Source organism: Nocardia aurantiaca (genome assembly GCF_009708175.1).
GTDB lineage: Bacteria > Actinomycetota > Actinomycetes > Mycobacteriales > Mycobacteriaceae > Nocardia > Nocardia aurantiaca.
In genome coordinates this window covers 318,654-343,877 of the sequence record NZ_WMBB01000010.1, presented here as the reverse complement: position 1 = coordinate 343,877, position 25,224 = coordinate 318,654, and the positions used below count along the sequence as shown (strand labels likewise).

The following is a 25,224-nucleotide window of genomic DNA, read 5'->3' as shown; positions in this document are numbered from 1 at the left end:
CGCTGCGATCACCGGCCACACCAAGGATTTTGGGGCCGCGGTGAGGTCGGGGCATCGACCCGTGGTCGTCGATCCCTCAGGGAGATCCCCTAGGTATGACCACCGCGAGCTCAGCGGGTGGGCGGGTCGACCTTCCAGTGGCGCTGCAGGGCTACGGCGATCTCGGGGAGGATGGTCACCGGAATTCGCCGCTGCCGCAACATGGTTCGAATCTCGCCGATTTGTTCCCGCTTGCGCATGTCATACGCGTTGCCAATGGGCGCGACCACCGGTGGGATCGACAGCAGCACCAGCTCCTGATGCGGCTCGTCCCCGCCATTGAGATCCAGCGCCAGCGTCCAGCGACCCTTCTCGTCCAGCGCGAACCGGCCCGCCACCACCCGATCCCACGCCACCGTCGAGGACCCCCACGGCGTCCGCCGCACGATGGACTCCTCGGTCAGTTCCATCCCGTCCCGCCCGAACAGTGCCAACATCAACCCGACCGCGACGGCCGCCCCGAAGAACAGTCCGGTGAACACCCGGTGCAGCCCGAACACCCCGACCGTCCCCGCGCAGACGACAGCCACCATCAGCACCCCGGCGGCCACGTACCCGGCCATTCGCTGCCCCGGCACCACGCCCGCCCGCACCACCGTCATTCCGCCTCCCGACACCGACTGCCGAAAACCGTACCCGCCGGTGCGGGCGGTCGCACACGACCCTCGCCGCGGCGATCGGCGCCGGATTCTGCCGCTGGCAGGCTATTCGAGGTCGCTGCCCGAGCGACGGCCACGCCATAGAGGTCGGCGATGGCGCCAGGGCGCTGTCGCGCAGCTGCTGAGCGGAGATCTCGGCGGCGTCCGAGAAGCGGACCGGCAACTCGGCGGCATCCAGGACGGGCTGAACGGACGGCGACCCCGAGCGGTCTACCGGCGCGCAGCGGACACCACGCCGACGGAGTACCGAAACCGCCTCCGGATCAACTGGTTACGCCTCGAGGGCGACCGCGGCCTCGGCCGTGTAGACCAGGAACGTCATGCTTTCCTGGAAGTACAGCTGCACCGTCTCGGCATCGTGCGAAAGGTAGCCGATGGACAGGTCCTGACCGATCTGCAGATCGAAATCGCCACCGCGCGTGGACAGTACGAACGCGCCGTCGATGGCCGGGGCCCAGATGATCTCGCCGTCGATGAGCCGTTCGATATGGGTGCGGATCGGGTGGCCGTGATCGGAGGTCTCGCTCACCGCGGTGTACAGGTCGGCGGACAGCAGCACCGAGTACGGCCCGTCCACACCCGCCAGGCGCAGCTTGCTCAACGCCTGCGCCACCGCCTCCGGGGCCAGGCGCGGGTCGCCGGGCAGCTTCACCGGCTCGCACGAGGTGCTGGCCCGGATGCCGGTGATCCCGGCCGCCGCGTAACCCTCGAAAATGGCGCGGTCCTCGGCGAAGGCGATCTTCTTGGCGGCCACCTTCACCGGATCCAGATCGGCGTCGTTCGCCCCGCGCTCCACATCGTCGAGCTGCTCGCGCGAGAGCGTGAACGGGACCCGCAGCTCCACCAGCGGCACGACCGTGCGTCGGCGGGCCTGCACACCGTCACCGGGGGAGTTGATGGCGGTGGTGTGGCCCGTCCCGACCGCGGAGTAGTCGGTGCCGTGCGGGCCGGACAGATCGACCACGCGGCGACCGGCGATGTGCCGCTTGAAGGTTCGCGTCGCCTCCTCCTCGATGGCCGACCAGGCCTCCGAGGTGATGGGGGCGAGTTCGCGGTGCAGGTTGTTCATGCGTCAACTCCGTTCGGTTCAACGATTCCGTTGCGTCCGGTTCAAAGATTCCGTAGCGTCCCGATGCCGAGGGATCCTGTGTCCACTCTGTCTCCGCTGCGTTCCGGCTGTCCGCGGCCCTGCGAGCTCGCTTCCTCCTTCCGCCGCTCCGACGCTTCGCTCCCCCGCTCCAAGTGCGGGGAGGCGGAGCGCGGTCCCGAATCGAGTCGAGCCGCGGCCGCGGCGGGTGCGTCCGGCAGCGCCTCGAAAAACGTTGCGGGAGGGGCGAAGAACGAGGTGCCGGTGACGGCGGTGGAGAAATCCAGGATGCGGTCGTACGCGGCGTCGGCGGTGCCGAGGAACATGCGGATCAGCATGTTCTCGGGGATGGCCGGATCGTCGGCGTAGGCGATGTAGTAGGTGCCGAATTCGCCGTCCTGGACCGAGCCGAACGGCATATTGGCGCGCACGATAGTGCCGATCTCGTCCTGATCGTTGACGGCCACATGTGAATTCGCGGGCTTCTCGGCGTCGGAGAGCTCGAAGTCGTCGAGTTTCGTTCGGCCGATGACCTTTTCCTGCTCGGTGGTCGACAGCGCCTTCCACGAGTTCAGGTCGTGCAGGTACTTCTGCACGATGACGTAACTGCCACCGGCGAATTCGGGATCCTCCTCGCCCACCAGCGCGGCGGTGGCGGCGAGCTGACCCTCCGGATTCTCTGTCCCGTCGACGAAACCGAGCAGATCGCGCTGTTCGAAGTAGCGGAAGCCCACCGTCTGATCGACGATGGCGCCCGCACCGGCCAGCCGCTCGGCGATCTTCATCGCCAATTCGAAACAGGCGTCCTGATTCTCGGCCTTGATGTGGAACAGGAGATCACCCGGCGTGACCGGAGCCCGATGGCGCTCACCCGCGAAACCAGGAAACTCGTGCAGCTGTGCGGGTTTCGGCCCCGAGAACAGGCGGTCCCAGGCGGCGGACCCGATGCTGGTGATGCACGCGAGGCCGGATCCGGGCATCCGGAACCCGACCGAGCGGCGCAACCCGGGCAGATCTGCGAGCAAATCCCGCGCCACCGCCTCGCCATCCTCGTCGATGGTGACGACGAGGAAGATCGCGGCCGGTGTGAGCGGATCGAGGATCGGCTGTGGCTCACCCATGGGCACAACCTTATGCCCCGGGACCGACCGCCGACCTGTCCGCTATGCCCGTGTCCGCCTGCGCTACTTGGCGACGGTCAACAGAAAAGCCACGTCATCGACGGCTTTCACGCTGTGGCGAGCGTTGGGGATCACAATCAGGTCACCCGCCGAGCCCTTCCACTCGTTGGTACCGCTGATCAGGACCAGCACCCCGCTCAGCACCACGAGGGTCGCCTCGCCCGAATTCTCGTGTTCGGCCAGCGTCTGCCCGGCCGTCATCGCGATGACCGTCTGGCGCAGGCTGTGGGTATGGCCGCCGTAGACGGTCGACGAGCTGCGCCCGCTCGACGCGGTGGCGGCCAGCTTCAGTTGCTGGCGAGCAACCGCGGTCAGCGATTTCTTGTCCATGGACTGCCTTTCGCCGGAGTATCGCTGAGTATGCCGGACGCGACCGGGCCGATCGGCGGTTTCGAGGCGTGTGTGCAGGAATTGCCGGACAAGAAATGCGCGCGTTATACGAATGACCGCGAGGCCGGGCAGGCGCGGTGATAATGGCGGAAGCGGTACCGCAGACCCGTCGTGGACTCGCGCCAATCGGCCGCGTCGGTCTGCCATGCCGGATCGATGACCGGGGCCAGGGTGTCGCCGTCGATGTCCGCATCGATCTCGGTGACCATCAGCTCGGTCGCGAAAGGCATGGCGGCGCGGTAGATCTCGCCGCCGCCCATGATCCACACCGAATTCTCGTCGGTCATGGCCAGGGCCTCGGCCAGCGAACCCGCGCGTTCCGCGCCGGGCTCGGACCAGTCCGCCTGCCGGGTCACGACGATATTGCGGCGGCCGTCGAGCGGGCGGAAGCGCGGCGGCAGCGAATCCCAGGTCTTGCGGCCCATCACGACCGGATGCCCGAAGGTGACGTCCTTGAAATGCGCCATGTCCTCGGGCACGCGCCACGGAATGGTGTTGTCCCGCCCGATGATTCCCTTCGGCGTCTGTGCCCAGATCAGCCCGATCGTCCGATTCACACCGCCACCGGGGCCTTGATGGCCGGATGATGCTGGTACTCCTGGATTTCCACGTCCTCGTATACGTAGTCGAACAGCGAGGGCGCCGGCCGCAGGTGCAGTTTCGGGAACGGGTAGGGCTCGCGGGACAGCTGCTCGCGGACCTGGGCCACGTGATTGTCGTAGATGTGCACATCGCCGCCGGTCCAGATGAAATCACCGGGCAGCAGTTCGGTCTGCTGGGCCACCATGTGGGTCAGCAGCGCGTAGCTGGCGATATTGAACGGCACACCCAGGAACAGGTCCGCGCTGCGCTGGTACAGCTGGCACGACAGCTTGCCGTCGGCCACGTAGAACTGGAAGAAGGCGTGGCAGGGGGCCAACGCCATCTTGTCCAGCTCGGCCACGTTCCACGCCGAGACGATGATGCGGCGCGAATCCGGGTCGGTGCGCAGCGTCTGCAGCACCTGGGAGATCTGATCGATGTGGGTCCCGTCGGGGGTGGGCCACGACCGCCACTGCACGCCGTAGACCGGGCCCAATTCGCCCTGCGCGTCGGCCCATTCATCCCAGATGGAGACGCCGTGCTCGTGCAGCCACTTCACATTGGAGTCGCCGCGCAGGAACCACAGCAGCTCGTAGACGATCGACTTGAGATGCACCTTCTTGGTGGTGATCAGCGGAAAGCCCTGTGACAGGTCGTAGCGCAACTGATGGCCGAAGATGCTGCGGGTACCGGTTCCGGTCCGATCCGCCTTGGGTGTGCCGGACTTCAGCACCAGTCGGAGCAGGTCCTCGTACTGGGTATCTCGGGCGCTCTCCACGCCTGGCAAGCTTACGCACCGTGCGGAAGTTGTTTGTGATCGGAATCGGGGCGGGGGACCCGGACCAGGTGACGGTGCAGGCCATCAAGGCCATGTGCCAGGTAAACGTGTTCTTTCTCATCGGCAAGGGGGCCGAGAAACAGGAGCTCACCGACGTGCGCGCCGCCATTCTGGCCGAGTACGCGCGCCAGCCGCATACGATAGTGGAGATTTCCGACCCGCCGCGCGACCGGGGCGTCCCCGCCAGCGGTGCGGACGCCGCCTACCAGGGCGCGGTCGCTGACTGGCATGAGGCGCGGGCCGAGCTGTTGGAGCGGGCGTTCGCCGAAACCGATGGCGTGGGCGGCATTCTCGTGTGGGGAGACCCGTCGTTGTACGACTCCACGCTGCGCATCGTGGAGCGGGTGCTCGAACGCGAGCGCGTCCACTTCGACTACGAGGTGATTCCGGGCGTCACCAGCGCGCAGGCGCTGGCCGCCGCGCATCGCATGGTGCTGCACGAGATCGGCGAGCCGCTGCACATCACGACCGGGCGGCGGCTGCGCGAGGAGGGGCTGGCCGCGGGGCAGTCCACGCTGGTGATGCTGGACGGCGAGTGCTCGTTCACACAGGTGCCGGGCGACGACGTCTACATCTGGTGGGGCGCGTATCTGGGGATGCCCGACGAGGTGATCGTGGAGGGCCCGCTGCGGGTGGTCGAAGGGCGCATCGCCCGGCGGCGCGCGGCCCTGCGCGCGGCCAAGGGCTGGATCATGGACATCTACCTGCTGCGGCGGTCGGTCTAGCGGAAAACCGGCCCGTCGTCACGGGCCTATTGACCTTTACTGGCGAAACGTCAATAGTCGGATCGACGGTGTAGCGGGGGTCACAGCCTGAGGTTGGAAGGCTGTGGCCCCTTCGCGTGTGGAGGTACTGCATGACAACAACCCCGATCCAACGTGCCGGACAACTGCGTGACGAGTACGGCGCCGCCGATGCCGACGCGGCCGAGCTGCTGTGCGATCGGCATCCCGCCGAGGCGGTCGCCTTCACGTTCGTCCAGCCGGATCTGTCCAGCGTCGACGTGACCTTCGGCGAACTGCGCGAGAAGTCCGAGCGGGTCGCCGCCGCGCTCGTGCAACTCGGTGTGGCGGAAGGGGATCGGGTCGCCACCCTGATGGGCAAATCCCAGGAGCTGGTGATCGCCCTGCTGGCGATCTGGCGGCTGGGCGCGGTGCACGTGCCGCTGTTCACCGCCTTCGCCCCGGGCGCGATCGCCATGCGGGTCACCGGGAACGGCACCAAGTTCGTCATCACCGACGGCGCCCAACGCGCCAAACTCGCGCCGAGCGCGGACCTGCCGGCCGAGCGCGACTGGCGGGTCATCACCACCGGCGCGCCCGAGGACGACGACGTGGCCTTCGCCGACCTGCTCGAGAACACCGGTCCCGCACCGAAATCCGTGGCCGTCGGCGGCGACGGCGTGCTGGTCGAACTGTTCACCTCCGGCACCACCGGCACGCCCAAGGCGGTGCCCATGAGGCTGGGCGGCATGGCCGGAGTGGTCATGTACCTCGAATACGGCATCGACTACGCCGACGGCGACGTGTTCTGGAACATCGCCGATCCGGGCTGGGCGTACGGGCTCTACATCGCCATCCTCGCGCCCATGGCGAGCGGCAAGCGCAGCCTGCTGGTCTGCGCGCCCTTCGATCCGGTCCTCACCTGGCGGGTGCTGAGGCACTTCGGCGTCACCAATTTCGCCGCCGCGCCGACGGTGTACCGCGCGCTGCGCAACAGCCCGATCCCGGAGGGCGTATCGCTGCGCCGCCTGTCCTCGGCCGGCGAGCCGCTCACACCCGACGTCATCACGTGGTCGAAACAGGCGCTGGGACTGGAGATCCGAGACCACTACGGCCAGACCGAAACCGGCATGACCGTCGTCAACGCCTGGCATCCCGACCTGATCGCCGACATCAAGATCGGTTCCATGGGTCACCCCATGCCCGGCTACACCGTCGAGATCCTGCGCCTGGACTCCGAGGAGCCCGCCCCGCCCGGGGAACCGGGCCGCGTGGCCATCGCGACCTCCAGTCCGCTGCTCACCTTCCGCGGCTACCGCAATGCCCCCGAGGCCAGTGCCGCCCGCTTCACCGCCGACGGAAAGTGGTACCTGACAGGCGATGTGGCCGCCCGCGACGACGATGGATATCTGAGCTTCGCCTCCCGCGATGACGACGTCATCCTGATGGCCGGCTACCGCATCGGCCCCTTCGAAGTGGAAAGCGTCCTCACCAGCCATGATTCGATTTCCGAAGCCGCGGTCGTGGGCGTCCCCGACGAACTCCGCGGCGAGGTCCTGATCGCCGTGGCGGTGGCCTCGCCCGGCGTGGAACCCGATGACACCCTCACCGGCGATCTCCAGCAGTTGGTGAAACAGAAACTAGCGGCCCACGTCTATCCCCGCCGCATCCACTTCGTCCCCGATCTCCCCAAAACCCCCAGCGGCAAGGTCCAGCGCTACCTCCTCCGAGAGCGCTTCCGCGACTGAGGTGTCGGGCCCCGCGTGCATCGGCAGGCGGGGCCCGCGCGCTGAATCCGCCGACTGTCGGCGTGGGGGGTTAGGGTGAGTGGCGGAGACGATCACCCAGGTCAGCAGGCCGCGGGTGGATGCCTCGGGGATTGGAGGAGATCCGTTGCCCGAACTTCCGGAGATTGTGGCGCTCGAGCAGTTCCTGGCCGAGCATGCGGTGGGGGCGGTGGTCGGGCGGGTCGATGTGGCGGCGCTGAGCGTGCTGAAGACCTTCGATCCGCCGGTGACCGCGCTGTCGGGGCGGGACGTGACCGGAGTGGGTCACTGGGGCAAACACCTCGGAATGGACTGCGACGGGCTCTGGTTGATCACGCACCTGTCGCGCGGCGGCTGGCTGCGATGGATCGACGAACCCGGCGCCAACCCCCCCAAGCCCGGCAAGGGACCGCTGGCGCTGCGCGTGCACTTCTTCACCCCCGAAGGCGCCACGCCCGCCATCGATCTCACCGAGGCGGGCACCAAGAAGCGGCTGGCCGTGTGGGTCACCAGCGATCCGCTCTCGGTGCCGGGCATCGCGCGGCTGGGTCCCGACGCCCTGGCCGTGAGCGAACCCGAATTCGCCGAGATCCTGCACGGCACCTCGCAGCGCGTGAAGAACGCCCTCACCGACCAGAGCCTGCTCGCCGGCATCGGCAACGCCTACTCCGACGAAATCCTGCACACGGCAAAGCTTTCGCCGTTCGCCAACTCCGGCACCCTGGACGCCGAACAGGCGGCGCGCCTGTATTCGGCCATGCGCGCCACACTGTCCGATGCCATCCAGCGATCGGTGGGCCAGGACGCCGCCCGGCTCAAGGGCGAGAAGCGCTCCGGCTTCCGGGTGCACGCCCGCACCAGCCTGCCGTGCCCGGTGTGCGGCGACACCGTCCGCGAAGTCTCGTACGCCGACAAGTCGTTCCAGTACTGCCCGACCTGCCAGACCGGCGGCAAGATCCTGGCCGACCGCCGCATGTCCCGGCTCCTGAAGTAGCGGCGGCTAGACCGCGGCCGCCGTATCGCTGCAGCGGCGCCGGACATGCGCCGGAATCTCCACGCCCGCTTCGAGATCCGCGGCCGGAATCGGGGCGTCGAAGAGCTGGCGCAGGGGCAGCACCCCGGCCCAGACGCCGCCGGTGTCGATATCGGCCTGCTCGTCGCGAGGACCGCCGGTGCGGACCTTGACCGAGGCCTCGGTGAGGTCGACGGCCAGGACCAGCGTCGCGGCCATCTCCTTCTTGTTCGGGGGACGCACCGCGTCCCACGCGCCCGGGGCGGTCTGCTCGACGATGACGCGCAGCGCGTGCATGCGCTCGTCCGGGTCGGTGAGTTCGACCGGGCGGGCGTGGATGACGGCCGAGCGGTAGTTCATGGAGAAGTGCATGGCGGAGCGGGCGTAGACGATGCCGTCCACGTGCGTCACGGTCAGCGAGACGTCGTGGGCCATGGCGGCGCGCATGTTGGGGGAACCGGTGGAACCGTGCAGGAACAGCGTGTCCCCGTCGCGCCCGTAGATGGTCGGGATGACCACCGGACTGCCGTTGCGTACTACACCCAGATGGCAGACCATTCCGGCGTCGAGGACCGCGTCCAGCTCGGCGCGGTCGGTGCGCCCCCGCTCCTTGGACCGGGTGAGGCTGCTGCGCGGGGTGGGTGACAATGGGGTCCGGGTCGAAGCTGTCTCACTCATAGGACCAGTCTCGAGCGGGGAATGGCATTCTTGAATAGCCAATTCCCCGCAAGATCTGCGGACCACTTCGGGGGATGATCCATGCCGTTCACGCTCGCACATCCGGCGGCCGTTCTGCCCTTGCGCCGAGTGCTGTGGTTTCCGGGACTGGTCGCCGGGAGTCTCGCGCCCGACGTCCCGTACTACCTGCGGATCGGTGTGGACGGCGAGCTGACGCATGCGCTGCGAGGACTGCCGGTGGACGTGCTGCTGGGCGCGAGTCTGGTGATGGTCGCCTGGGCGTTGCGCCGAACCGTCTCGCGAATGATCGGCAAGGAGATCACCGCGAGCAGGCCCGGGCTGGTCGCGGCGGCGACCGGACTGCTGATCGGCGGGCTCACACATCTCGCCTGGGATGCCTTGACCCACACCGACGGCGTCGCGGTGCGGCACTGGGAAGTGTTGCGGGAGCCCGTGATCGGGCCGCACCGGGTGTACAACGTGGTCGGCTACCTCTCCTCGGCCGGCGGCATGCTGTTGCTCGCGGGCTGTCTGATCGCCTGGTACCGACGCGCCCGGCCCGCCGACCCGGACCCCTTGCGTGCCTGGCTCGCCGGGGCGCTGATTGTCGTCGCGGTGATCGCCGCGCTCGTGGCCCGGACCGATCCGGTGGCGAAGGTCAGCCTCTACGACTGCGTGCGGCACATGATGATCTACGCGATCACCAGCGCCGCCGTGCTGTTCGTGGCGTACGCACTCGGGTCCGCTGTGTTGAGTGGCATCCTGATCTGGACCAATTCCCGGCGGATCAGGAGGCCACTTGCGGGCGAATCGCCTGGTCGATGACGATCTTCCGTTCACCCTCGCGCGGGACAGCGGTGTACCGCTGGCCGTGCAGGTGGCCGATGGGCTGCGTCGGGCCGCGACCACCGGGGCGCTGCGGAGCGGCGATCGGCTGCCCTCGTCCCGGGAGCTGGCCGGTCGGCTCGGGGTGAGCCGGACGGTGATCACCGCTGCCTATGACCAGTTGCATGCGGAGGGATGGCTGGATGGGCGGCACGGGTCGGGCACCTATCTGACCGCCGCTCCCGAGCCGGTGGGAGCGCGGGCCGATGGACCGGAACGGACCGATCCACTGGCCGGGCTGCTGGATCTGGGCGCGGGCGCCCCCGCGATCGAGGCCATCGACGCCGCCGCCTGGCGTCGCGCGTGGCGGGCCGCCTCGGATCGAATGCCGTCGATCCGCAAGGACCGGCGTGGGGAGCGGGAATATCGGGAGGCTGTCGCGGAACATCTGCTGCGGCATCGCGGGCTGGGTGCGGCCAGCGGCACCAGGGTGCTGGCCACCGCCGGAACCAGCGCGGCCGCGGGCGAACTCGCGGCGGCGCTGCTGCGGCCCGGCGATGCGGTGGCCATCGAGGATCCGGGCTATCAGCGAGCGGCCGGGGCCTTCCGCGCGGCGGGCGCGCGCCTGGTCCCGGTGCCGGTCGACGATGAGGGCCTGCGGGTGGACCTGCTGCCCGAGGACGCGAAGATGGTGTACTGCACTCCCGCGCACCAGTTTCCGCTCGGCGCGCGCATGCCCGCCGCCCGCCGGGTCGACCTCATCGAATTCGCCCGCCGCACCGGCGCACTCGTGATCGAGGACGACTACGACGGCGAATTGCGCTACGACACCGCGCCGCTGCCGCTGCTGGCCACCCTGGCTCCGGATCTGGTCGTGCACCTGGGCACCACCAGCAAGATCCTCACCCCGTCCCTCGGGGCCGGATGGCTGGTCGCGGATCCGGCGGTCACCGCGGCGGTGCTCGCCCACCGCGAACTCACCGGCACCAGCCCGGCTCCGGCCGGCCAGCAGGTGGTGGCCGAGCTGGCCCGGCACGGCGACCTGGCCCGGCATCTGCGTCGCCTGCGCCGCGAGATGCCCGCCCGCCGAGCCCTGGTGGTGGACGAGCTGCGCGGCCGCGGCCTGGACGTGCGCGGCGACGACGCGGGCTCGCACGTCTTCGTCCCGCTCGCGACCGCCGACGAGGAGGACCGCGCGGTGGCCGCGGCCCGTGCGCTCGGCGTCTACCTGGATCCGCTCGCCCGCCACCATCTGGGCCCCCGGCACACCTACGGCATCGCCCTCGGATATGCCGCCCTGGCTGCGGCGGACCTGCCCGGGGCGGTCCGGTTAGCCGGAGCCGCGCTGGCCCGAGTCGTAGAGTGGTGCGCATGACCGAAAAGGACATCCACGCGCGCATCAAGGAACTCGTGGACCGTGAGCACGAGCTGCGCGCCAAGACCACGGGTGGCGAAATGGATCCGGAGGCCGGGCGTCGCCAGCTGGCCGAGATCGAGGTCCAGCTCGATCAGTGCTGGGATCTGCTCCGCCAGCGCCGCGCCCGTCTCGACCAGGGGCGCAACCCCGACGAGGCGCAGGTCAGCTCGCCCCGCCAGGTCGAGGGCTACCTGCAGTAGGAGCTCGGAGCTCTTGTTCCCGGCGTCGCCCGTGGCGGAGCGGCCCGGGGCCAGTTTTCGGGAGTCCGGGGCCGACGCCCCTGGGGGCTCTCGCGTGTTGGGTCTACCCTTTTCAGATGGTGGCAACGACAGACATCACAACTGCGGACGGAGTCGTTCGCGGACTTCGGGGCCGCCGCGTTTCACGCTGGCGGTCCATTCCATTCGCGGCGGCTCCGGTCGGGGCGCTCCGATTCCGAGCGCCGCGGCCGGTGCAGCCGTGGAGCGGCGTGCGCGACGCGACCGACTTCGGTTATGCCGCAATGCAACACCGCGATGGTGCACGGATCGGGCCGCAGCAGTCACAGCCGACCGGTGAAGACTGCCTGACGCTCAACGTGACCGTCCCGAATGCGCCGTCATCGGCACCGCGCCCGGTCATGGTGTTCATTCACGGCGGCGGCTACATGATCGGAACCTCCGCGCTGCGGCTGTATTCCGGTGCGCGGCTGGCGGTTCGCGGGGATGTCATCGTGGTGTCGGTCAACTACCGGCTGGGGGCCTTCGGCTACGTGGATTTCGGCGAATACTCCACGCCCGAGAGCCGATTCGACTCCAACCTCGGTCTGCGTGATCAGGTCGCGGCCCTGGAGTGGGTGCGGCGCAATATCGGCGCGTTCGGCGGTGACCCGGACAATGTCACCATCTTCGGCGAATCGGCGGGGGCGCACGCGGTGCTCACCCTCATGGCCACGCCCGCCGCGGCCGGGCTGTTCCACCGCGCCATCGCCCAGAGCGCGCCCGCGGACTGGGCGCCGAGCCAGGCCGAGGCCCGCCTGTTCGCGCGTCGCTGCCTCGACGATCTCGGCATCGCGCCCGGGGACGCGGCCGAGGCGCTGCGCACGGCCCCTGCCAACGACATTCGCAAGGCCGTCGACCGCGCGGTCGCCCGGGTCATGCGAGAGCAGCCGGGCCTGTTCCCGGTGGCCCCGGTGGTGGACGGCGAATTCCTGCCCGCCGCGCCGGTCGCCGCGTTCGCCGACGGCACCGCGCACCGGGTACCGCTCATCATCGGCACCAATCGTGACGAGGCCACTTTGTTCGTGCGCTTCGATGACACGCTGCCCACCACGCCCGACCGCATGCGCTGGCTGCTGCACCATGTCGACCAGGCCATGGAGTTGGGCGAGGACAGCCCCGTCGTCACCAAGCTCGGTCAGTCCATGCCGACCTCGGAGGAGCGGTTGCATCAGGCGCTCGCCGAATTCGGCGCGGACGTCGAATCCCGGTTGACGGGAGCGTATCCCGGCTTCCCGGGCAAGAGGGCCACCGTCCGGATGGGCGGCGACTTCACCTTCTGGCGGCCTTCGGTGCGCGTCATGGAGGCGCACAGCCGTTACGCGCCGACCTACGCCTACCGCTACGACTTCGCCCCGCGCGCAGTCCAATTGAGCGGTTTCGGCGCCACCCACGCCCTCGACCTGATCCCGGTGTTCGGCGCGGTGGATTCGTCCTTCGGCCGCGCCATGACCGCGCTGGGCGGGCACCGCGGCTTTCGGGAGGTGTCGTGCCAGTTCCAGGACAACTGGCTGGCGTTCGCTCGTACCGGCGCACCGCTCCCGTCCTGGCCCGTCTATACCGAGGAGCAGCGCGCGACGCTGATCATCGATTCGCCCAGCCGGGTGGAACGCGATCCAGAGCGCACCAAACGCTTGGCGTGGCAAGGGGTTCGGATTCCCGCCCTCACCTGAGCGGTGTCACCACCGGAGGTACCGCAGGCCGAGTGCGGACAACTCCGCCTCGGCCAGCGCGGTGAGCGCGGCGGTGGTCGGGATCGCGTCCGGATCCAGGCCGACCAGCGACAGCGTGTAGGTGTCGGCGATCCGGGTCAGATAGCCGGAGAGTCGTGTCCGGGGGAGACCGTCGAGCCGCAGCCCGGGGTGGATGGCGCGGGCCGCCACGCCGGTGCAGGCATGCGGTCCCAGCGCCAGCAGGGACTCCGGGAGGTTTCCGATATTGGAGCACAGGATGTCTCGCTCGCCGGCGCCCCTGGCCAGCCGGTACGCCCAGCGGTCGGGCATGACCTGGAGGATCTCCTCGGGAATGCCCCCCGGGCTGGTCATGCGGTGCTCGTAGGCGGCGCGGGCCTTGCGGCGCAGGGACGCCGGGGTGTCGTCGCGGGTGACGGCGACCTCGGTCATGGACATGTCGTTGTCCACGCGCGGTTCGTCGCGGGTGTCGACCGGCAGGCTGGCGGCGATGGTGTCGCCGCGAAAGCCGCTGGACCACAGCATCTTCGCGATCAGGTATACGAAGACGCTGTTGGCGGTGCCCGCCTGGGTCACGGCGACGCGGTTCCAGTCGCGGGCGGGAATCTCGAAGACCGATCCGCAGGTGGCCGAGCCGCCGGGAACCGCCGTGGCATTCGCGGCGCTCGACAGCACCTTTCGAGCAGCCGGCGCGGTGGGACGTTCGGGAATGCCACGTCGCAGCGCGCGGGCGGTCCCGGCCAGAACGGTGGCCCACATGTGTCGCGCGTCGGCCCAATCCGAGTGCCCCGCGACGGGCGCCGCCAGTGGGGTGCCGGACAGCGCGTTGTCGATGGCCAGGGTCAGCGCCCGTCCGTCGGCCAGGGCATGCGAACAGGTCAGCGCGACCAGGCAGCCGCCGTCGTCCAGCCGCGCCGCGGACAGTCGCCAGCCGGGCCCGGTTTCCGGATCGAGGTCCTCGCCCTGCCGGTCGGCCCAATCCAGCACCGTGGCAACCGGAATCGGTTCGGTCGTCATGGTGAACGGATATGCCGACTCGTTCCGCTGCCAGCGCGGCCGCGCCCCCGGCACCCGGGAGCGCACCACCCGCCGCCCGAGCGGCCCGCCGCGCAGATCGCGGTGCACCCGCCAGAGCAGGGCCGGATGGACCGGCTCGGCGGTACGCCAGAGCCCCTGCAGGACGATCGGGGTGCCCATGCCCCGATGCGACCGCAGGAAGATCTCGTCCAGTACGCTCAGCCGATCCATCGAACGGCAAGCGTACCGATCGGTTCTATGACGCGCTGCCGCGCGCATTCGGGCTGGTAGCCGGCACCGCGATGGCCGGGTCAGGCCGGGCGGCCGTGGCGGCCCGCGCCGGAGGCGAAACGCTGCGCGCCATCGAGCGCGCCGTCGGCCAGGGCCTTCATGCCGTGGCGCAGCTCGTTGGCGATGGCCTCGGGCTCCGCCAGGCCGTTCTGCTCCAACACCGACAGGCGGTCCGAGCGCAGGCAGGTCTGGGGGAGGGCGGCCAGTTCGAGCGCGAGTTCCTCGGCGGCGCGGCGGGATTCGCCGGTCGGCACCACCCGGTTCACCAGGCCGATCTGCAGCGCCTCGGTGGCGCCGACGGCGCGGCCGGTGAGGATGAGGTCCATGGCGCGGCCCTCGCCGATGATGCGGGGCAGTCGCACCGTGCCGCCGTCGATGAGCGGCACTCCCCAGCGGCGGCAGAAGACGCCGAAGGTGCTGTCCTGCTCCGCGATTCGCAGATCGCACCAGAGCGCCAGCTCGATGCCGCCCGCGACCGCGTAACCGGAGACCGCCGCGATGACGGGCTTGGACAGCTTCATGCGGGTCGGACCCATGGGCCCGTCGCCGTCCTCGGTGACCTGGTTGGAGCGTGCGGTGCCGAGGGCCTTCAGGTCGGCGCCGGCGCAGAAGGTGCCGCCGTCGCCCCAGAGCACCGCGACCGCGGCGGTGGGGTCGGCGTCGAAGTCGCGGAAGGCGTCGGCCAGGGCTTTCGCGGTGGGTCCGTCGACCGCGTTGCGGGCTTCGGGTCGGTGCAGGATCACGGTGTAGACGGGGCCGTTGCGCTCCACTCTGACTGTCACGGGGCCGACAGTACGCCGTAAGCGGATTCTGTACAGCGGCACCGAGCGCCTCGGTCGAGGGCGACGGTGGGGTTGCATCAAGAAATGAATTGGTGGTTCACTTCTTGCATGGCCTATCGCAGAACGCCCGCTGTCCAGGCGCGCCTGGATGCCCAGGCGGGGTCGATCGTGCGCGCGGCCATGACCGTCCTGTCCCGCGACGGATTCGCCGGGCTGTCCATGGCCGCGGTCGCCGCCGAGGCCGGGGTCGCCACCGGCACGGTGTACAAGAACTTCAGCGGCAAGGCCGAACTCGTCACCGCCGTCTTCCGCGAGGTCGTCACCCGCGAGGTCGACGCCGTCGCCGAAGCCGGAGCGGCGGGGCAGGGGCGCAGCGCCCCGGACCGGGTCACCGCCGCCGTCGAGACCTTCGCCGGCCGTGCTCTCAAGAACCCCAAACTCGCCTACGTCCTGCTCGCCGAACCCGTGGATGCCGCCGTCGACGCCGAGCGCCTGCGCTTTCGCCGGGCCTTCGCCGAGACCTACGTCGCCGCGATCGCTGACGGCATCGCCGATGGTCAACTGCCGCCGCAGGATCCGCGGACCTCGGCCACCGCACTGGTCGGAGCCATCGGCGAGGTGCTGGTCGGCCCGCTGTCCGAACAGCTCCAGAGCGAATCGGTGCTGCCGGAACTGGTCGCCTTCGCCCTGCGCGCCCTCGGCGTCCCACACGAATAGGAGTCACCCGCAATGCACACGCATGACGTCTTCAATCAGGCGCCGCCCATCGTCCCCTTCGACAACTCCCGCCAACCCGCGCTGATCGAGGGCCTGCACCGGGAGGGCGCGGGCTGGGCCGAGGCCGAGGTGCGGGAGCTGGGCGTGCTCGCGGGCGGCGCCGCCGCGCAGGAGTGGGGTCGGCTGGCCAATGAACACCCGCCGGTCCTGCACACCCACGACCGCTACGGCAACCGCATCGACGAGGTCGAGTTCCACCCGTACTGGCACAACCTCATGGACACCGCCGTATCGCACGGCCTGCACGGTTCGCCCTGGCAGGACGACCGGCCCGGCGCGCACGTGGCCCGTGCCGCCAAGTTCTACACCTGGGGCCTGGCCGACGCCGGGCACATGTGCCCGATCTCCATGACGTACGCCGTGGTGCCCGCGCTGCGCCACAATCCGGAACTGGCCGCGAAGTACGAGCCGCTACTGGCCTCCCGCGTCTACGACTTCGGCCTGCGCGAGCCCTCCACCAAGGCCGGTCTCATCGCGGGCATGTCCATGACCGAGAAACAGGGCGGCTCCGACGTCCGCGCCAACACCACCACGGCCACCCCGCTGTCGGACGGCACCTACCGCATCGTCGGCCACAAGTGGTTCACCTCGCACCCCATGGGCGACATGTTCCTGACCCTGGCCCAGGCGCCGGGCGGTCTGTCCTGCTTCCTGCTGCCCCGGGTGCTGCCGGATGGCACTCGCAACGCCCTGCGCATCCAGCGGCTCAAGGACAAGCTGGGCAACAAGTCCAACGCCTCCTCGGAGCTCGAGTACGAGAACGCCATCGGCTGGCTGGTCGGCGATGAGGGCGCGGGCGTGAAGACCATTATCGAAATGGTCAATATGACCCGGCTGGACTGTGTGATCGGCTCGGCCACCGGTATGCGCGCCGGCACCGTCTACGCCACCCACCACGCCCGGTACCGCCAGGCGTTCGGCAAGCATCTTGTCGACCAGCCCGCCATGCGGAATGTGCTGGCGGACCTGGTGATCGAGTCCGATGCCGCGACCACGGTCATGATGCGCCTGGCCGGCGCCACCGACCGCGCCGAGGCCGACCCCGCCGAGGCGGCCCTGCGCCGCATCGCGCTGGCGGTGACCAAGTACTGGGTGTGCAAGCGTGCCCCGGCGCACGCGGCCGAGGCCCTGGAGTGCTTCGGCGGCAACGGCTATGCCGAGGAGTCCGGCATGCCGCGGCTGTACCGTGAGGCCCCGCTCATGTCCATCTGGGAGGGCTCGGGCAATGTGGCGGCGCTGGACGCGCTGCGCGCCATGGGCCGCCAGCCCGAGACGGTCGAAGCGTTCTTCAACGAGGTGAACCTGTCTCGCGGCGCCAACCGCCACCTGGACGAGGCCATCGACCGAATCGGCAAGGAGCTCACCGACTTCGCCGATATCGAATACCGCGCGCGCCGGGTGGTGGAGCTCATGGCGCTGGTGCTGCAGGGCGCGCAGCTGGTGCGGCACGGGCACCCGGCCGTCGCGGATGCCTTCTGCGGCACCAGGTTCGGCGGTGACTGGGGTATCGCGTTCGGCACGCTGCCGACCGGAGTCGACACCGAGGCCATTATTCGGCGCGCCTACGTCGACTGAACTGCCACGGGGTTCGCCCGCCCGGTCCGGCGGGTGGGCGGATCCGTGTGGAGATCGGCGGAGCCCATCGAAATAGGGCTCGTGTCGAATAGCTATTGATTCGCCAGTGTGCTTAGGGTCGAATCATGAACGCACGAATTCTCTTCGGCGCGGCCGTGGCCGCGGTAGCGGTCACCCTGGCGGGCAATGCGGTGGCCTCCGCCGACCCGATTCCCCTGAACCCGGACGACTACAAGGTCGGCGACACCGTCTACTTCGCCGCCAATGCCTCCGGCTGCCAGATCCGCCCCACTGGTGATGTGGGCTGCTGGTACGGCGCCGGCGGCGCCGGCTGGTTCGGGCTGCCGGTCTCGGACCTCGTCATCGATCTCCCGTTCCTGCCCGCCCACCCGAGCTTCGGCCTCTGGGGCGAGGTGGCCCGCCCGGGCGCGAAGTCCTTCCCGCTCGACGACGGCACCTACACCCTCAGCTACGCGGGAGCGACCTGCACCGTCACCGGCGGCGCCCACTTCACCACCACCTGCACGTCCAAGGGCCACTCCTTCACGCGAGGCGTCGAGGGCACCCGATTCAGCTGACCCCGGCGGCGGTCACCCGAAATCGAGGCCCTGGGCAGCCAGGGCCTCACGCAGAATCAGAATAGCCGTGGGCCCCATGCCATCCAGAGCGAGCAACTCGCTCTCGGCGACGCCGTCAGCTGTTCCAGGCTCCGATACCCGGCGGCGGCGAGGGCTCGGGCCGCCGGGGCGGAGACTCCCCGGGGCCATATCGAATCGCTTATCATCGAAGCTCAGGTCGCCTCGGTGCGCTTCCGAGGTGGGTGGCGTGCCGCGGTCGCGCCCTATTCGCGCCACTTCCGTCCGACGCCCGCGCGGCCCGGCGATTCGGGCATATCGTTGCGTCGGTCCTCGTAACCGGACGGAACCCGAAGCCACGCCGGGTGGATCTGATGATCGCGGCCGTCACGTCGGTACACGGATTGTCGTTGTTCACGGTCGATCCCGACGACTTCTCCGGCCTGACCGGATCGGTCGAGATCGAGAAGGTCACCCACCCGGACAATCGTTGACCCCTGTGTTTCCTCCCCGACCCGGTCATGGCTATGGGCGGCAATCGGTATCGGAATGCGCCCGCGGCGCACGACTGTCGTGCTCTACCTTCGGGAATGCGGGGACATTCATCAAGTAGTGAATCGGGGTGGATCGAGAAGCCTCGTTAATCGATGCCCGAATTGTGAAATATGCGAATTCGCGCTGGTGTCAAAGGTTTCCGTGCTCTAGTGTCGATGATCATGAACGTGCGTAGTGTTATCGGCAGTGCGATGGCAGCGGTCGCGCTCACAATCCTCGGCACCGGCGCTGCCTCGGCGGACTCGGGTGTCATCGAGGCGGACAACTCGGATTTCCTGGTCGGCGACACCCTGTATTTCAATGAGTTCGCCACCCAGTGCGCCATTCACGCGAATGGCGATGTCGCCTGCGATCTCGGACAGGGCAACAAACTCTGGGGCCTGATTCCCATCTCCGACATCGTGATCGACGGCTCCTTCCTGCCCGCCCACCCGACCTTCGGCCTCGGCGGCCAGCACGGCAATCCGAATGCCCGCCAGCTCTGGGATGTGCCGCGCCCGCCCGGAAATGTGTACGCCGGCACCCAGTTCGACTACGCGGGCGCGACCTGCCTCGGCGGGCGTCCGCACGGCGGCGGCATGACCTGCACCTCCCACGGCCACACCTTCACCGTCGGCACCCAGACCAGCATCAGCTGACCGTGCCCCGATGGCCTGACGACACCGTGCGGGCTGCGACCAAGGCCACGCTTCCGGCCGCAGCCCGCCGGTAATAGCGTCGGGAACATGCCTCGTACAACGACGTACACCCGGTGGATCGCCCTTCCGCCGCAGCAGCTGTGGGCCGTGCTCGGCGATCCCGCCCGCTGGCCCGAGTGGAATCCCGCTGTCACCGCGGTGACGCTGCACGGCACACCCGCGGCGGGCGTCACCGGCGACTACCTGCCCCGCGGGCGCGTCACCGAGGCCGTGCACGGGCGGCTGGCGAAGCCGTTCACTGTCTCCACCTTCGTGCCCGATCGCGAAATCACCCTGGAACAGCCGGAACCCGTGGGCGCCATGCGGATGCGCTGGGTGCTCACCCCGCGCGACGGCGGCACCGAACTCAGCCAGCAGCTCACCTTCTCGGGGGCGTCGGCAGCGGTCATGCGCAAGGTCGTCGGCGACCTGCTGCAGACCGACGCCCGCACCTGCTTCGTGCGCCTGGCTCAGCTGGCCGGACTGCGCCCCACCGCCGACGCGCTCACCGTCGTGATCGCCGGTGGCACAGGCGCTCTGGGCCGAACCCTGGCCGCCGATCTCAGCTGTCGCGGCCACCGCGTCGTCATCCTCACCCGGCGCGCCGTGCCGGAACTGCCCTACCCGCAATACGAATGGGATGGCCGCACCGTCGGCGCGTGGGCCGACGCGCTGCGCAATCCCGGGCGCACCGCGCTGATCAACCTCGCGGGCAAGCTCGTCGACTGCCGCCCCACCACCCGCAATATCGCCGAATTGCGCCGCAGCCGAGTAGATTCCACCCGCGCGCTGGTAGCGGCATCCAAGACGCTGGACCGACCGCTCGACCACTGGATCCAGGCCGGCACCACCGCCATCTGGGCAGACGCGGGGGAGCTGCGCTGCACCGAGGCCACACCCCTGCCCGAGCCGGGGCTGCCGCAGATGACCGGTGTCGCCGAACCCTGGGAGGCGGCCTCGGACGGGGCCAATACCGCACACCGGATCATCCTGCGCACCTCGATCGTGCTCGACCCGGACGCGCCGGCGCTGAAGCGCCTGGTGGGGCTGACCAAGATGGGTCTGGGCGGCAGTGTCGGCAGCGGCAGGCAGTGGTTCAGCTGGATCCACGTCGAGGACTGGCTGGCCATCGTGCGCGCCGGGCTCGGACTGGATCCACGGGTCACCCTGCCCGACGGCGTACTGGTCGCGGCCACCGACTTCCCGGTCCGCAACAAGGAGCTCATGACCACGCTGCGCAGGCGGCTGCGCCGCCCGTGGTCGCCGCCCACCCCCGCACTCGCCCTGGCCGTCGGCGCGATCTTCCTGCGCACCGATCCGGCGCTCGGGCTGACCGGGCGGCACGCCACCTCGGAGGTGCTGCGGCACAGCGGGTTCCGCTTCCGCTATCCGACCCTCGACGAGGCGCTGTCCGACCTGCTGCCCCGCTGAGCCGCCCGCCCGGGAGATCCCGGGTGTGATCTGAGGCAAACCCGCGATATCGGTGTCACGTTTCGGCCCGCTCCGGCGTCTCATGGGCATGAATGCCACCGCGAACCGCGCCGATGCCGCCGACCAGCGGTATCACCTCGCCGCGGGCCTGAAACGCTCCATCAACAAGGTCTTCCCGACCCACTGGTCGTTCCTGCTCGGGGAGATCGCGCTCTACAGCTTCATCATCCTGCTGCTGTCCGGGGTCTACCTGACGCTCTATTTCGAACCGTCCATGACCGAAGTGACCTACAGCGGCAGCTATCAGCCGCTGCGGGGCGTGCAGATGTCGGCCGCCTACCGCAGCGTCCTGGACATCTCCTTCGACGTGCGCGGCGGGCTGTTCGTGCGGCAGGTTCACCACTGGGCCGCCCTGCTGTTCGCGGCGTCCATCATCATCCACATGTTCCGGGTGTTCTTCACCGGCGCGTTCCGCAAGCCGCGCGAGGCCACCTGGGTGATCGGCGCGGTGCTGCTGATCCTGGCCATGTTCGAGGGCTACTTCGGGTACTCGCTGCCCGACGACCTGCTCTCCGGCACCGGCCTGCGGTCACCGCTGGGCGGCATCACCATGGCGGTCCCCGTCATCGGCACCTGGACCCACTTCTTCCTCTTCGGCGGGGAATTCCCGGGCACCGTGCTGATCCCGCGCCTCTACATCACCCATGTGTTGCTGTTCCCGGGAATCATGCTGGCGCTCATCGGCGCGCACATCGCGCTGGTCTGGTACCAGAAGCACACCCAGTTCCCCGGGCCCGCCCGCACCGAGCGAAATGTGGTGGGCGCGCGCATCGTTCCGGTGTTCTCCCTGGACCAGGGCGCGTTCTTCGCCTTCACCCTGGCCACCGTCGCGCTCATGGGCGGCCTGTTCCAGATCAACCCGATCTGGAACCTGGGGCCCTACAACCCGGCCCAGGTGTCGGCGGGATCCCAGCCCGACTTCTACATGATGTGGACCGACGGCCTGACCCGGCTCATGCCGCCCTGGGAGATCTACCTCGGCCGCTACACCATTCCCGCGGCCTTCTGGGTGGCTGTCGTGATGGGCATCGTCCTGGCGGTCATTCCGATGTATCCGTGGATCGAGAAGCGGCTCACCAAGGACACCGCGCACCACAATCTGCTGCAGCGGCCGCGAGATGTGCCGGTGCGCACCGCGATCGGTGCCATGGCCATCGCCTTCTACCTGGTGCTCACCCTCGCCTGCGTGAACGACATCATCGCGCTGAAGTTCGATGTCTCGCTCAACGCCGCCACCTGGTTCTTCCGCATCGCCTTGCTGATCCTGCCGCCGCTGGCGTACCTCGTCGCCTACCGGTTCTGCCTGGGCCTGCAGCGCGGCGACCGGGCGGTGCTCGAGCACGGCATCGAGACCGGCATCATCAAGCGGCTGCCACACGGCGAGTACATCGAGGTGCACCAGTCGCTCGGACCGGTGGACCGGCACGGGCATCCGATTCCGTTGGCGTACCAGGGCGCGGCCGTACCGAAGAAGATGAACAAGCTCGGCTCCGCGGGCAAACCCGGCCCCGGCGGGTTCCTCACCGCCGACCCACCCGAGGAACGCGCGACCCTCACCGCCCAGCATCATGAGGAGGAACGGGCACAGCTCGCTGTGCTGAAAGCCAAGCAGGACATCGGGAGTCGAGGATGAAACTCCGGACACGCACCGACCACGAGGAATACGGGCTACTGGTGCCCGCCGCCACCGTCTACGACATGCAGTCCGCGCACACCGTCCGGCAACTGTTGCACGCGCACGGGGTGCGCGCCACGATGGGCCGGGCGCACATCCACCGCTGGCGAAACATCAAGGACCGCTTCCGAATTCTGGTCTTCCCCGAGGACGCCGTGCGGGCCTACACCGTCCTCAGTCGCCACACCAGCTGATCAGAGCTTGGTCAGGGTCCGGCTGTACTGCGGGATCAGCCGGATCTTGCCCGCCGTGCCGAAGTCGATGGTGACCGTGGCCAGGGAGCCGAAGCCCTCGGCGGCGATGACCCGGCCCAGACCGTACTTGTCGTCGTTGACGCGGTCACCGACGGCCAGCACCAGGCCGGCGTTGTTGCGCTTGCTTCCGGAGGCGGCCGGTGCGGGTCGTCGCTCGCCGCGGTCGCGCAGACCGGGTCGGGGCTCGGACCAGCCGTCACCGCGGGTCCAATCCCGTTCCAGACCTTCGTCTTCGCCGCGCCGGCGGAAACCGCGCGAGGTCTGCGACGGGGTCGGCTCCAGGCGCCGCCAATCCAGGAGGTGACCCGGAATCTCTTGGAGGAAGCGGGATTCCGGATTGGAGACCGGCTGCCCCCAGCCCGAGCGGACCACGGCCCGGGTCAGGTATAGGCGCTTGCGGGCGCGCGTGATGCCCACATACGCCAGGCGGCGCTCCTCCTGGAGCTCCGTCGGATCGCCCAGGGCGCGCATGTGCGGGAACTGACCGTCCTCCCAGCCGGTCACGAACACGACCGGGAACTCCAGGCCCTTGGCGGTGTGCAGGGTCATCAAGGTGACCACACCGGAACCCTCTTCGGGAATCTGGTCCGCGTCGGCCACCAGCGAGACGCGCTCCAGGAAGGCGGCCAGCGAACCCGGCTCGGGTTCGCCCTCGGCCTGCTCGGGCAGGATCCCCTCGGCCCGCGCGGCCTCCACATTGTTGCGTGCCTCGGAACTGAATTCGCGTGCGACGCTGACCAATTCATTGAGGTTATCCAGGCGCGCGCCGTCCTGCGGATCATCGGATGCCTCCAGCTCGGCGCGGTAGCCGGTGCGGTCCAGCACCGCCTCGACGACCGAACCCACATCGGGGAAGTCCATGTCCTGCTGTGCGCCCGCCGCCCGGATCTCGTCCAGCAGCTCCAGGAATCCGGCGATGGCCCGCTGCGACCGGGTGTTCAGCAGCGCCACCTTGCCGTCGGCCGCCTCCCGAAGCGCCTGTGCGAAGCCGGTATTCCGCTGCTCGGCATGCACGGCCACACACGCCTCCGCACGGTCGCCGATGCCGCGGCGCGGGGTGTTGAGAATGCGGCGCAGACTCACCGTGTCGTCCGGATTCTCCAGGACGCGCAGGTAGGCCACGATGTCGCGAACTTCCTTGCGCTCGTAGAAGCGGACGCCGCCGACCACCTTGTAGGGCAGGCCCATGCGGATGAAAATCTCCTCCAGAGCCCGCGAATTGTTGTTGGTGCGGTAGAAGACCGCCACATCCGCGTAGTTGGCCTCGCCCTGATCCACCAGCCGGTCGATCTCGCGGGCCACGAACGAGGCCTCGTCGTGCTCGTTGTCGGCCACGTAGCCGACGATCAGATCGCCGTCGCCCTGATCGGTCCACAGCTTCTTCTCGCGCCGCCCCTCGTTGCGGGCGATGACCGCGTTGGCGGCGGTCAGAATGTGCTGGGTGGAGCGGTAGTTCTGTTCCAGCAGAATGGTTTCCGCGTCCGGGAAGTCGCGCTCGAACTCCTCGATATTGCGGATGGTGGCGCCGCGGAAGGCGTAGATGGACTGGTCCGCGTCACCCACCACGCACAGCTCCGACGGCGGCACCCGGTCTTCGGAATCGGTATCGCCACCCCGCACGCCCCGGTGATGGCCCACCAGCTCGCGCACCAGCACGTACTGGGCGTGGTTGGTGTCCTGGTACTCGTCGACCAGCACGTGCCGGAAGCGTCGCCGGTAGTACTCGGCCACCTGCGGATGCCGCTGCAGCAGCGACACCGTCTCGCCGATCAGATCGTCGAAGTCGAGGGCATTGGCCGCGCGCAGCCGCCGCTGGTACTCGTCGTAGACCCGGGCCACGATGCGCGGCAGCTCGCTGTCCTCGGTCTCGGCGTCGGCCGCGGCCTGCGGCGGATCGATGAGCTCGTTCTTGAGATTCGAGATGGCGGTGGCCAGCAGGCGCGGCGAGTACTTCTTGGCGTCGATCTCGAAGTCGCGAATGATCATGCCCAGCAGCCGCCGCGAATCGTCCGCGTCGTAGATGGAGAAGTTGGAGTTCAGCCCCGCCAGTAGCGATGCCTGGGTGCGCAGGATGCGCACGCAGCTGGAGTGGAAGGTGGATACCCACATCCCGGCCGCGCGCGGGCCGACCAGCCCTGTCACGCGCTCACGCATCTCGGCGGCGGCCTTGTTGGTGAAGGTGATGGCCAGCACCTCGCCGGGCCGCACCCCGCGGGCGTCGAGCAGATAGGCGATGCGACGGGTGAGGACCGCGGTCTTTCCAGAACCGGCCCCGGCCACGATCAGCAGCGGGGTGCCGGTGTGCATCACCGCGGCGCGCTGTTGTGGATTCAGCCCCTCGAGCAACGCTCCGCCGCCCCGAGCTTGCTCGGTCTTCTGCTCGTCCCGTGCCACCGTCGTATTCATCGCCC

24 protein-coding genes are annotated in these 25,224 nt (G+C 69.1%); 14 read left to right on the top strand and 10 right to left on the bottom strand.

The genetic code is table 11. The features are described 5' to 3' along the window. Nucleotides 1–110 precede the first annotated feature (110 nt). From GLP40_RS22835 to GLP40_RS22810, 6 genes are all read right to left on the bottom strand, one after another. Nucleotides 111–641, bottom strand: a complete 531-nt coding sequence (locus GLP40_RS22835; protein WP_154789999.1) for a hypothetical protein — start codon at nucleotides 639–641, stop codon at nucleotides 111–113. Nucleotides 642–969: 328 nt separating this feature from the next. Then, nucleotides 970–1,767, bottom strand: coding sequence for a family 1 encapsulin nanocompartment shell protein (locus tag GLP40_RS22830; RefSeq protein ID WP_154789998.1), 798 nt, complete (start codon nucleotides 1,765–1,767; stop codon nucleotides 970–972). A 41-nt stretch (nucleotides 1,768–1,808) separates the two neighbouring features. Then, nucleotides 1,809–2,906 carry a Dyp-type peroxidase gene (locus tag GLP40_RS22825; RefSeq protein ID WP_154789997.1) on the bottom strand — a complete coding sequence of 366 codons (1,098 nt, stop codon included), beginning with the start codon at nucleotides 2,904–2,906 and terminating at the stop codon, nucleotides 1,809–1,811. 63 nt (nucleotides 2,907–2,969) lie between these two features. Then, nucleotides 2,970–3,296, bottom strand: coding sequence for a cupin domain-containing protein (locus tag GLP40_RS22820; protein ID WP_154789996.1), 327 nt, complete (start codon nucleotides 3,294–3,296; stop codon nucleotides 2,970–2,972). Nucleotides 3,297–3,400: 104 nt separating this feature from the next. After that, the gene (locus tag GLP40_RS22815) at nucleotides 3,401–3,913 is read right to left on the bottom strand and encodes a dihydrofolate reductase (RefSeq protein WP_328290532.1); all 513 of its coding nucleotides are present in this window, start codon (nucleotides 3,911–3,913) and stop codon (nucleotides 3,401–3,403) included. Next, the gene (locus GLP40_RS22810) at nucleotides 3,910–4,716 is read right to left on the bottom strand and encodes a thymidylate synthase (RefSeq protein ID WP_328290531.1); all 807 of its coding nucleotides are present in this window, start codon (nucleotides 4,714–4,716) and stop codon (nucleotides 3,910–3,912) included. Before GLP40_RS22810 ends, GLP40_RS22815 begins: the two co-directional genes overlap by 4 nt. A 20-nt stretch (nucleotides 4,717–4,736) precedes the next feature. Here GLP40_RS22810 and cobF point away from each other — a divergent pair, with 20 nt between their 5' ends. The 3 genes from cobF (at nucleotide 4,737) to GLP40_RS22795 (ending at nucleotide 8,258) form a co-directional block, all read left to right on the top strand. Beyond that, on the top strand, nucleotides 4,737–5,501 hold the full coding sequence (cobF, locus tag GLP40_RS22805) for a precorrin-6A synthase (deacetylating) (protein ID WP_328290530.1): 765 nt from the start codon (nucleotides 4,737–4,739) through the stop codon (nucleotides 5,499–5,501). Between the two features lie 131 nt (nucleotides 5,502–5,632). Further along, the gene (locus GLP40_RS22800) at nucleotides 5,633–7,246 is read left to right on the top strand and encodes an AMP-binding protein (RefSeq protein ID WP_154789994.1); all 1,614 of its coding nucleotides are present in this window, start codon (nucleotides 5,633–5,635) and stop codon (nucleotides 7,244–7,246) included. Nucleotides 7,247–7,391: 145 nt separating this feature from the next. Continuing rightward, nucleotides 7,392–8,258 (top strand): Fpg/Nei family DNA glycosylase, encoded by an 867-nt coding sequence (locus GLP40_RS22795; RefSeq protein ID WP_154789993.1) that lies wholly within the window; start codon nucleotides 7,392–7,394, stop codon nucleotides 8,256–8,258. Nucleotides 8,259–8,264: 6 nt separating this feature from the next. On the opposite strand, the gene GLP40_RS22790 is transcribed toward GLP40_RS22795, so the two are convergent. After that, entirely contained in the window at nucleotides 8,265–8,954 is a 690-nt protein-coding gene (locus GLP40_RS22790; protein ID WP_154789992.1) for a pyridoxamine 5'-phosphate oxidase family protein, read from the bottom strand. Between the two features lie 81 nt (nucleotides 8,955–9,035). On the opposite strand from GLP40_RS22790, the gene GLP40_RS22785 reads away from it, so the two are divergent. From GLP40_RS22785 to GLP40_RS22770, 4 genes are all read left to right on the top strand, one after another. Next, nucleotides 9,036–9,779, top strand: coding sequence for a DUF4184 family protein (locus tag GLP40_RS22785; protein WP_154789991.1), 744 nt, complete (start codon nucleotides 9,036–9,038; stop codon nucleotides 9,777–9,779). Continuing rightward, a complete protein-coding gene (pdxR, locus tag GLP40_RS22780; protein ID WP_230329814.1) occupies nucleotides 9,754–11,154 on the top strand; it encodes a MocR-like pyridoxine biosynthesis transcription factor PdxR in 1,401 nt (466 codons plus the stop codon). The genes GLP40_RS22785 and pdxR overlap by 26 nt, the downstream gene beginning before the upstream one ends. Then, a complete protein-coding gene (locus GLP40_RS22775; RefSeq protein ID WP_154789990.1) occupies nucleotides 11,151–11,396 on the top strand; it encodes a DUF2630 family protein in 246 nt (81 codons plus the stop codon). The genes pdxR and GLP40_RS22775 overlap by 4 nt, the downstream gene beginning before the upstream one ends. Before the next feature lie 116 nt (nucleotides 11,397–11,512). Continuing rightward, a complete protein-coding gene (locus GLP40_RS22770) occupies nucleotides 11,513–13,126 on the top strand; it encodes a carboxylesterase/lipase family protein (RefSeq protein ID WP_154789989.1) in 1,614 nt (537 codons plus the stop codon). A 6-nt stretch (nucleotides 13,127–13,132) separates the two neighbouring features. Here GLP40_RS22770 and GLP40_RS22765 read toward each other — a convergent pair whose 3' ends face one another. Further along, on the bottom strand, nucleotides 13,133–14,392 hold the full coding sequence (locus GLP40_RS22765; protein ID WP_154789988.1) for a hypothetical protein: 1,260 nt from the start codon (nucleotides 14,390–14,392) through the stop codon (nucleotides 13,133–13,135). A gap of 80 nt (nucleotides 14,393–14,472) precedes the next feature. After that, a complete protein-coding gene (locus GLP40_RS22760) occupies nucleotides 14,473–15,234 on the bottom strand; it encodes a crotonase/enoyl-CoA hydratase family protein (protein WP_328290529.1) in 762 nt (253 codons plus the stop codon). 108 nt (nucleotides 15,235–15,342) lie between these two features. Between GLP40_RS22760 and GLP40_RS22755 the strand changes: the two genes are divergently transcribed. The 7 genes from GLP40_RS22755 to GLP40_RS22725 all read left to right on the top strand — a co-directional run bounded on the left by GLP40_RS22755 (nucleotide 15,343) and on the right by GLP40_RS22725 (nucleotide 22,753). Then, entirely contained in the window at nucleotides 15,343–15,951 is a 609-nt protein-coding gene (locus GLP40_RS22755; RefSeq protein ID WP_154789986.1) for a TetR/AcrR family transcriptional regulator, read from the top strand. 12 nt (nucleotides 15,952–15,963) lie between these two features. Beyond that, a complete protein-coding gene (locus GLP40_RS22750; protein WP_154789985.1) occupies nucleotides 15,964–17,586 on the top strand; it encodes an acyl-CoA dehydrogenase family protein in 1,623 nt (540 codons plus the stop codon). A 125-nt stretch (nucleotides 17,587–17,711) separates the two neighbouring features. Beyond that, nucleotides 17,712–18,164: a hypothetical protein gene (locus GLP40_RS22745; RefSeq protein ID WP_154789984.1), complete on the top strand. Its 453-nt coding sequence runs from the start codon at nucleotides 17,712–17,714 to the stop codon at nucleotides 18,162–18,164. A gap of 713 nt (nucleotides 18,165–18,877) precedes the next feature. Beyond that, nucleotides 18,878–19,354 (top strand): hypothetical protein, encoded by a 477-nt coding sequence (locus GLP40_RS22740; RefSeq protein ID WP_154789983.1) that lies wholly within the window; start codon nucleotides 18,878–18,880, stop codon nucleotides 19,352–19,354. Between the two features lie 87 nt (nucleotides 19,355–19,441). Then, a complete protein-coding gene (locus GLP40_RS22735) occupies nucleotides 19,442–20,824 on the top strand; it encodes a DUF1731 domain-containing protein (RefSeq protein WP_154789982.1) in 1,383 nt (460 codons plus the stop codon). 88 nt (nucleotides 20,825–20,912) lie between these two features. Continuing rightward, a complete protein-coding gene (gene qcrB / locus GLP40_RS22730; RefSeq protein ID WP_154789981.1) occupies nucleotides 20,913–22,517 on the top strand; it encodes a cytochrome bc1 complex cytochrome b subunit in 1,605 nt (534 codons plus the stop codon). After that, nucleotides 22,514–22,753 carry a hypothetical protein gene (locus GLP40_RS22725; protein ID WP_154789980.1) on the top strand — a complete coding sequence of 80 codons (240 nt, stop codon included), beginning with the start codon at nucleotides 22,514–22,516 and terminating at the stop codon, nucleotides 22,751–22,753. Before qcrB ends, GLP40_RS22725 begins: the two co-directional genes overlap by 4 nt. Here the strand turns inward: GLP40_RS22725 and pcrA are convergent, their stop codons facing one another. Then, nucleotides 22,754–25,219 carry a DNA helicase PcrA gene (pcrA, locus tag GLP40_RS22720; protein ID WP_154789979.1) on the bottom strand — a complete coding sequence of 822 codons (2,466 nt, stop codon included), beginning with the start codon at nucleotides 25,217–25,219 and terminating at the stop codon, nucleotides 22,754–22,756. Nucleotides 25,220–25,224 lie beyond the last annotated feature (5 nt).